Raw genomic sequence first — 8350 nt, 5'->3', positions numbered from 1 at the left:
AACCCCCAAGACCGCTTAGGTGCGCTTTCCGTTGGCGAATTAAATTCGCCACGGGTCGCACCTCTGCATCGCTTACAAAGGGTGTGAGACTAATGTCGATGTCCTAACTGCCCTGGCGACTGCTATACTTCATACTTCCTACTTCATAATTCCTACTTCGGCGTTGCTGATTCTGGGTATGATTTTGCCCCCCTAGCCCCCCAAGCGAGGGATTGCTCGCTTGGGGGGAACAAAACTCTCTTGCGTCCCCCGAGCGAGGGATTGCTCGCTCGGGGAACCCACAGGGGCTTGGCGAAAACTAAACAATCGCGCATTCATACTTCAATTCAGCAGCGCCCCTACTTCATATAGCACTAAGCATTCAGGTGTTTGACATTGATCAAAGCTGAAAAAGGTGCGACCCGTGGCGAATTAATTCTTAATGGTAAGAGCGCACCTGCGCTTTTGTAGTCAACTTTTGCCTCTTGCCTGCCCCCCTTCTTAAGGCTCACAGGGGTAGGTTTTTTACATTAGGGTCAAACATGGGGCGACCCAGAGGGAGAGGAAAAGGAAAACAACGAAGAAATGATGATTTTGAACGACAAACCCCACACCCCACACCCGGTCAACCCACACCCCACCCCACACCCCACACCCCACACCCCACACCCCACAGCTCACGTCTTTGTTAAAAACCTACCCTTATGAGTTAGGGGGGATTCCTCTTGCCTTGCGCGTAGCGCTATACTTCCTACTTCAGAGCATCAAGGATTAGTCAACCTTACGACGGAAGACAAAGGAACCATTGTCCCCAGGAGCAACAGTACCAACCTCATTGACGTACTTAGTTACCTCTTCACCGCTAGCTGGGTCACTATTTCCAAAGGATAAGGTTTTATTAAAGTACTCCACAGTACCCTGAGATGGCTCAGTTCCCTGCTCGTGAGTGGTGACAGTAACCCAGTTGTTAGGAGCTTGTTCGCCATCCTCAGTAATGGTGAAGTTGTTAGCATCCAAAATTACGTTACCAGCACCCACTAGTGGTTCAGAGATATTGGTGTAGGTGATTCGGTACTCGATAAACTGACCAGGCTTAGCTCGTTCAGTGAGGCCACCCTCCTCAGGATCACCTGTGGGAGTTCCGGTGGTGAATTCCTCAATCACTGTTACACCATCAGTATCGAGAATTCGAGCTTCTTTCACCATCTGCATGTAGCCAGTGTAGACCCGGTCAACAGTGATGTTGAAGACGGTTTCCTGAGTGACATCAAAGTCTCCGTTCGGGTTGTTGTCCACGAAGGAAACAATCGGAATCCCGTAACCTTGAACTTGAGGCGTATTAGCAGGTAAGTCAACAATTACCTCGTAATCCAATTGCTGACCTGGTGTGAGAGTACCAACATTAACCGCTGGATCAGTAGTGGTAAAACCACCATCTTCAGTGTAGGTGTAGGTCGCCTCAAGAGGCGTACCTGTATCTGGGGTGTACCTGATCCTGACCGTAGTACCATCAGGAATCTGGTTATTTGGTCCAAACTCTACTGGAGTGGTGAATTGAGGATTAACTTGAGGGTCATTAGTCGCCGCAGTACCCAGTGAAGGGGCAATTGGCAACAAGGTTACGTTATCCAAATTAGTAGTATTGGGGTTCTCAACAGTATTGTTGAAGATGACCTCACCTGGATCTGGAATGGGCTGACCCTGAGCTAATCCAGCTGGAATAGTTGTGGACTGGTTAGTGAAGTCATCATTGTCATTGGTTGGACCAATGGCGTTGGGTCGATCCTCCGGACCATTGAGGATTTGACTCTTAGTCTCAATCTCTGCAGTAATGGTAACTACAGTGTCTTCACCCTTAGGTCCTTCACCTGTATTGTTATTGTCTTCATCAACACCATCAGCACTGGGATTGGCAATACCAAGGTCTGTAGCTGGGTTGAAGTCGGTACCTGTCTCATCGGGTGGTGTACCATCATCATTGTAGTTGTTGGGATTTTGGTCACCGGATTCATCGTAGACCACTTCATCCGTTGGGTCACCGACAGTTTCACCAAATGCCTGAGCAATGTTAGCGACTTCACCACCAGCAGTGGGTAAGCCACTGGTAATCACACCAAAAGTGAAGCCATTGCCATCACCTTCAGTGGAGGTTCCTGCATCAATATGACCGTCAAAAATGAAACCAATGCGCTTAACCTCACTAGCAGCTGGCGGGGTAATAGACCAGTCTACGCTCAGGGCGTCACGACCAGTCACCGCTGGGTCATCATCAGAGTAGACCACTGTCCAGCCTGCTGGTGGATTAGCCGTTGCGTCAGGGTCAAATACTGTACCTTCGGGAATGACATCAGAGACCAAGACACGCTGGACTGGCGCACCATCAAGGGTAATGCTAGTTCCTTCGAGATCTGCAGCTTGGAAATTAATCGCTGGGTTAGAGGACTCAACCCGGAAGTCTAAGCGATAGGTAATTTTGTCATCGCTAGCATCTTCAGGGTTATCACCCTTATCAACTAGCTCAATATTATTTGGACCTATGATTCGCTTGAGAACAGTGATGGTTGCTAGTTCCTTAATCTCCGTAGAGAGTAAGACCTCTTGGAACGCAGAACCCTCACGCTCACCATTGACCGGAGCTTCGGTAGGATCAGCATCTTGGGTACGAACCTCGTTAGGATTGGAACCATCATCAGCATCCGGCTGGTTATCAGTAGCAGGACTGTTGTCGTTAGGTTCGGTATCACCTAACTGGACATTAATCGGAGCTCCTGCTTCATCTACAATCACCGTACCTTCAACCCGTACCTTAATGCTCTGATCAGCAGGAATGGGATCGGGTGTAGTCAAACCAGTTCCTGGAATAGTTGTCTCGAAAGTGCCATCCCCATCCAAGTCAGCTGTCACTGTAATAGGAGTAGGAGCAGCAGGATCGGGATCTAAACCAGTGATGGCGATGTTATCAAGACCAGGGATAACAATATTGGTTTCTTCGTTACCAATGTTGGTAATCACGAAGTCAAATTGCAGGATATCACCAGTAGCAATACTACCTAGGTTGACGTCATTAACACCATCAGGTTGAACCAGCAAACCAGCAACTTCAGCCACCTTAACGATCACAGTGTTTGAGGTCGCGTTGATTTCAACCTCTGGATTGTTGGGGTCTTCATAGGTAGCTTCCGACTGGTTAATAATCTGTACACCAGCAGTAGTTCCATCCGCAAATACAGGTACTGCCAGCTGAAACAAACTACCGAGAATGAGGGAAGCACTGACTAATGGTCGTAAGTATCTACGACGAAGCTTGATTGACTTTCGTTGAGCCATGGAGGATTTTCCCTAATTGAGAACACAAAGATATATAAATACTCCCGGGGTCTAGGATGATACTGACCCTGGTTGTTAACTAGTAGCTTGTTATCAAGCTAGGCTAGCCTTCCATATCTAGGAAAACTCACCTAAGGTGCTTTAGGCATTGGAGATTTAACGGATTTTCTATAGTAGTCACTTTGAAGTCCATATGTAAAAATACGTAATAGGTCGTAAACTATCAGCCATAAGTACTAAATATTTCCTTTAGTTGCTTTTTTTTTCTAGTAGCAGGTTATAGTACTGGAGTCATTGCTATAACTAGCTAGGCAAAGGGGGTTACAGCAGCAGATAGGTATGACTTATAGGTATGACTTCAGGGTCAATGTCGGTGATGTTAGCTAGATCGAAGGGCATAAGTAAAATAACTATAACCTATCTAAGCTAAATTAAGTGATTATGCTCATACTTATTTAGTCATACGGTTGATGCGCTAATCCCCCGCTTCGGGGACAATAGATTAATTAATAACTGATCTAGTGTTTTAGATGTGAGGAAAATTATAATGATTAACTCTATGAGTTATTGGGATAAAAATTACTTAAAATTAAATAATTATATAGCAATAATAAATAGGTGGTGAACGAGCAGGCGGACAAGAGACCGGCAATACAATAACTTTTGGGCTTCTGGGTGTTTACAACTCGTTTATAAACCCGCTTAGTAAGCTTAGTAAGTTGTTAACCATCTAATTAATTGGCACAGGAAAAGTTACAGGGTGATGTTGAGGGTTGACTGAGGGTTAACGGTTGACCGCGTCCCGAACTTGGGTGCGGGGCAATCATGATGGATCTCTGCTCAGTGTTAAAGCTTATTAATCAACCTTTACATCAAAAAGTATCAATTTAAATGTGCCATTTGAATGACTATTATCTTATTTATATACCCAATTCAGCAAAATTACGCTAAATTACAGTCCAATTATTACAAAAATAGGTTTTGATAAAAAAAACCGGATGGATAGCTCATAAATTTTGACGGCTGATTAATAATCATCGAATTTTATTAAACTAATTACAAGTGCTTTAACAAATTGTATAGAGATGTTTATTGACATAAGGTACTGAGAATATTTACTTTTTAAAAAGGGTGGAATAAATGCCATGGTAACGATAATTATTACGATTAAATTAGGGTCAAATAATTTAATCGTAATAATGTGAAGGTTTGGTGACTAATATTAAACGTGTAATCTCTTATACAAATGTGGAATTATATAGCAGAAGTCAGAAGTCAGAAGTCAGAAGTCAGAAGTCAGAAGCCAGAAGTCAAACTATTGCGCTTACTTAGGTTTGAGACTTTTGTCATGTTATAACTGCCCTGGCGACTGCTATATTTACCCTAATTAATCAAAATCAAGCATGGTTTTTTTTTGATTTTAAGAAATAAAATTTCACAGGGAATTAAGAGACCAAGATACTCAGTTAATATTTGAAAGCAACTACCAACAGAAAACAATGATGAAGTATCTGCTGACCTCAGCATAGCGCTTTTTATCCTCATGAGGTACACATATTTTTTTCCCTCTTCCCTCTTCCCCTCCTGGGAGGGGTTAGGGGTGGGTTCCTCTTCCCTCTTCCCTCTTCCCTCTTGGGTGCATCTCAGTTTTGCAATTAGGCAAAAATTCGGGAGAAAATTCCCACACTCCCCGCGCCCCCGCCCCGCGCCCGGGCCCCACACTTGAGATCTTTTTTACAAATATGAGATGCACCCTCCCTCTTCCGAAGTCCCTGCTCCCTAAAACCCAAAAACTTGTACCTTACTAGATTAAAAACCGCTATACTGATACCAAGTCTAGGTCACATACCTCCCAATACTACTGAGTTAGTAGCCGACACCCGTACCGAAATTCAGCTACACCAAGGAAATCGGGTTTCGCTACTGTGATCCGACTGTGGGGGATCCCTTGCAGTATTGAAATCCCTGGTTAGATCTTTACCCTGTTCCTTCGCAAAACCTTGTTCAAGATCACCTTCTATGTCCACTACACTTGATTTAAGTCCAAAGAACTATGAATAAGATTCTAGTAATTGAAGACGAGCCAATAATTCGGAAGAAGCTACTCACGCTGCTCAGAGCAGAAGGGTTCGAGACGATTAGTAGTGACAACGGTAACAGTGGGGTCAAGCTTGCTCAAAACCAGCAGCCAGATTTAATTATTTGTGATATAATCATACCTCAGCTAGATGGTTATGGTGTTTTAAAGACTCTACAGGAAGATCCCGTCACTGCTGCGATTCCCTTTATTTTCCTCAGCTCCAAAGCTGACTGGTCAGATTGGCGTATGGTGATGAGGTTAGGGGCTGATGATTATCTGATCAAGCCTGTTAAGCGCGAAGAATTGCTAGATGCGATCGCTACTCGACTACAAAAACGACTTTATCAAACCAAGCGCCATCATCTTGAACTGAAAAAAGTCCAAGCTCAACTGAACTACCTACTCCGTTATGACCAGGTTACTAACTTGCCGAACCGACTCTTGCTAGAAGAGCGATTTAATCAACTACTGCTCCAACGACAGGGACGTTATCGTCGTCTGCCAGTGCTGTCTTTAAGCTTTGACCAACTCAACCAGATCAACAATACCCTAGGCCCTGTTAGTGGTGATTTGTTACTTCAGGCCGTGGCCAAACGACTTCTTGGTAGGGTTGGACCTTTGGATACAGTGGCTCAGTTAGGGATAGATCAATTTGTGATCTTGCTAGCTACTACAATTAACCAGACAGAGATAGGGCAAATGGCGGAAACACTGATCGATGCTTTATCCTTACCCTTTACTATAGGAGAATATGAGATTGTCCTGACCCCTAGAATCGGCATCGCCTGCTTTGGTAGGGATGCTCTTGATCTAAATACCCTGATCACCCATGCCAACGGAGCCAGAGAAAATGCTGGACAAAAAGGACAGAAGGCTTACGAATTTTATATTGCTTCGATTGGTGACAAATCCCAACAAGCCCTATGGCTAGAATTACAATTGCGCCAAGCATTGCCAAAGGATGAACTTCAAGTTTACTATCAGCCCAAAGTAAATCTGAGAACTGGAGAAATCGAGGGAGCAGAAGCCTTAATCCGTTGGCATCATCGAGCATTGGGAGCAATCTCTCCAGCTAAATTCATTCCCCTAGCTGAGAAAACTGGTTTGATTGTGCCTCTAGGAGAGTGGGTACTGCGAAAAGCCTGTACCCAAGCCAAACTCTGGCAAACTCAAGGGTTGTCCCCAGTACAAATCGCTGTAAATTTATCGGGACATCAGTTTAATCAACCCAATCTCAGTAACTCAATCCTAGCAATTCTTGAAGAAACCGAACTTGACCCGAGATATTTGCAATTGGAATTAACCGAAAGTACCCTCATGGACAATCCCAACCATGCGATCGCTACCTTAAAAGAGTTAAAGTCCTTTGGTATTCAGATCTCGATTGATGATTTTGGAACCGGTTACTGTTCTCTGAGCTATCTGAGACTATTTCCCTTTGATGTGTTAAAAATTGACCGTTCTTTCGTTTGCCAACTTACAGAGGATGTAAAAAACGAAGCCATTACGACTGCGATTTTGCAAATGGCTCACAGTCTCAACTTGAAGGTGGTAGCGGAAGGGGTGGAGACAGCTAGCCAACTGGCGTTCCTGTGTGGTCATAAGTGTGATGAAATTCAGGGTTATTGCTTCAGTCCTCCATTATCGGCTCCAACCTTCACAGAATGGCTTAGTACTGGTAAAAGGCTTTCACTCTCTTCTCTGGGATAATTTATTGGTTTATTAATTTAATTATTTAATTATTTTATTAGTTAGTCATTATTAAGACATCTGATCAGATTTGACAATTCATTGTAAAAAATAGTTACAGTTTTTTGAAATTACCCAAAATCCCTATATACTTTATTATATTTATTTGGCCTCTTGCCTTTTGCCTGGAAGCTTTTCCCTCAGGGATTATGTTAACAACTAAAATGTAAGTGCTATAGCCATTAGCAATGGTTTAGAAGACAGTTGTTTTGTAGGAACACGATCTGATCGTGCCCCTACTTTCTCCGATCCAAGATGAGAACAGCTATAATCGGCTGAACACTCAGCACTCCCCACTCATTAACTGAGTATTCAGCTTAGATTACTTGCTCCACTTCAAGGATTTCAGGGATAAATTCCTTTAAGCGGCGCTCAATCCCCATTCTCAGGGTCATGGTAGAGCTAGGGCAAGACCCGCAGGCTCCCTGAAGTCTTAATTTAACAGTCGGACCATCTAACTCAACTAGCTCCACATTCCCACCGTCAGCCATCAGGTAAGGACGCATCTCATCCAGGACTGTTTCAACATTTTCTGGAGTGAGTGCCATTGTTTCTGACATAATAAACCTCAGCTACATTGTAATTTCATGATAACTATGTTAATGGTAGCTTTCTGTGAGAAATGACTGATGAGTAAGGACTGATGACTGATGACCGATATCATGGTTAAGGTTTAGGATAGCGATCGCACCATGTCTGATCCTCTATAGCCAACCTTCCCGTAGGGTGACCAAAGGTCAATCGCTCTTTTCTACCAGTTGTCTCGGACCGTCCGCTCAAAACCTGCATCCCATCACCTAGGCATAATCAGGCTTTGAGGCACTTGTGTCCGGCAGTCAGCCTGTTCCCTATTCCCTATTCCCTATTCCCTAGGATTTATCGGATTATTCCCGACATCAAAAATAATTATAAATTCCGCATCAGGCATTAATCGTTTCAGGGCCCACAAATGTCCCTCGGCATCCGACCGATTGCGAAAGCGAGCAACAACAACTCGCTGCATTTGTGGTAGCAGCCTAATTACCACCCACGGGTGAAGCCGTTCAGAATAACTCATAATTAAACTATCTCCTTTGATAGGGGAGCCAGAGCTAGCCCGTTGATGTTCCAGTGTCCCCGGGCTAGCTCTTGACTCTGGGCGTCTCAGCGCCCACTCTTCTACTATAACACAAAAATATTTTATTATAACATATTTTGAAAAATTTTGTAACAAAG

At 44.0% G+C, this 8350-nt stretch carries 5 protein-coding genes; 1 reads left to right on the top strand and 4 read right to left on the bottom strand.

The annotated features are described in order from the left end of the window. Positions 1–750 precede the first annotated feature (750 nt). Positions 751–3306 (bottom strand): DUF7925 domain-containing protein, encoded by a 2556-nt coding sequence (locus F6K38_RS30965; protein ID WP_008182442.1) that lies wholly within the window; start codon positions 3304–3306, stop codon positions 751–753. 2053 nt (positions 3307–5359) lie between these two features. Here F6K38_RS30965 and F6K38_RS30960 point away from each other — a divergent pair. Further along, complete coding sequence (locus F6K38_RS30960; protein WP_008182437.1) at positions 5360–7096, top strand: EAL domain-containing response regulator; 1737 nt, start codon at positions 5360–5362, stop codon at positions 7094–7096. 356 nt (positions 7097–7452) lie between these two features. Here F6K38_RS30960 and F6K38_RS30955 read toward each other — a convergent pair whose 3' ends face one another. The 3 genes from F6K38_RS30955 to F6K38_RS30945 form a co-directional block, all read right to left on the bottom strand. Further along, positions 7453–7695, bottom strand: a complete 243-nt coding sequence (locus tag F6K38_RS30955; RefSeq protein ID WP_008182435.1) for a NifU family protein — start codon at positions 7693–7695, stop codon at positions 7453–7455. Positions 7696–7801: 106 nt separating this feature from the next. Next, positions 7802–7924: a hypothetical protein gene (locus F6K38_RS30950; RefSeq protein ID WP_287253614.1), complete on the bottom strand. Its 123-nt coding sequence runs from the start codon at positions 7922–7924 to the stop codon at positions 7802–7804. A 73-nt stretch (positions 7925–7997) separates the two neighbouring features. Beyond that, a complete protein-coding gene (locus F6K38_RS30945) occupies positions 7998–8192 on the bottom strand; it encodes a hypothetical protein (RefSeq protein WP_044492654.1) in 195 nt (64 codons plus the stop codon). Positions 8193–8350 lie beyond the last annotated feature (158 nt).

Origin of the sequence: Moorena sp. SIO3B2 (assembly GCF_010692525.1) — a bacterium.
GTDB classification, from domain to species: domain Bacteria; phylum Cyanobacteriota; class Cyanobacteriia; order Cyanobacteriales; family Coleofasciculaceae; genus Moorena; species Moorena producens.
This window is presented reverse-complemented; position numbering and strand designations above follow the sequence as displayed.

Bases quoted from the DNA above. Each gene is read 5' to 3' on its own strand.
- F6K38_RS30965 (WP_008182442.1), bottom strand. From the start codon at position 3,306: ATGGCTCAACGAAAGTCAATCAAGCTTCGTCGTAGATACTTACGACCA.
- F6K38_RS30960 (WP_008182437.1), top strand. From the start codon at position 5,360: ATGAATAAGATTCTAGTAATTGAAGACGAGCCAATAATTCGGAAGAAG.
- F6K38_RS30955 (WP_008182435.1), bottom strand. From the start codon at position 7,695: ATGTCAGAAACAATGGCACTCACTCCAGAAAATGTTGAAACAGTCCTG.
- F6K38_RS30950 (WP_287253614.1), bottom strand. From the start codon at position 7,924: ATGCAGGTTTTGAGCGGACGGTCCGAGACAACTGGTAGAAAAGAGCGA.
- F6K38_RS30945 (WP_044492654.1), bottom strand. From the start codon at position 8,192: ATGAGTTATTCTGAACGGCTTCACCCGTGGGTGGTAATTAGGCTGCTA.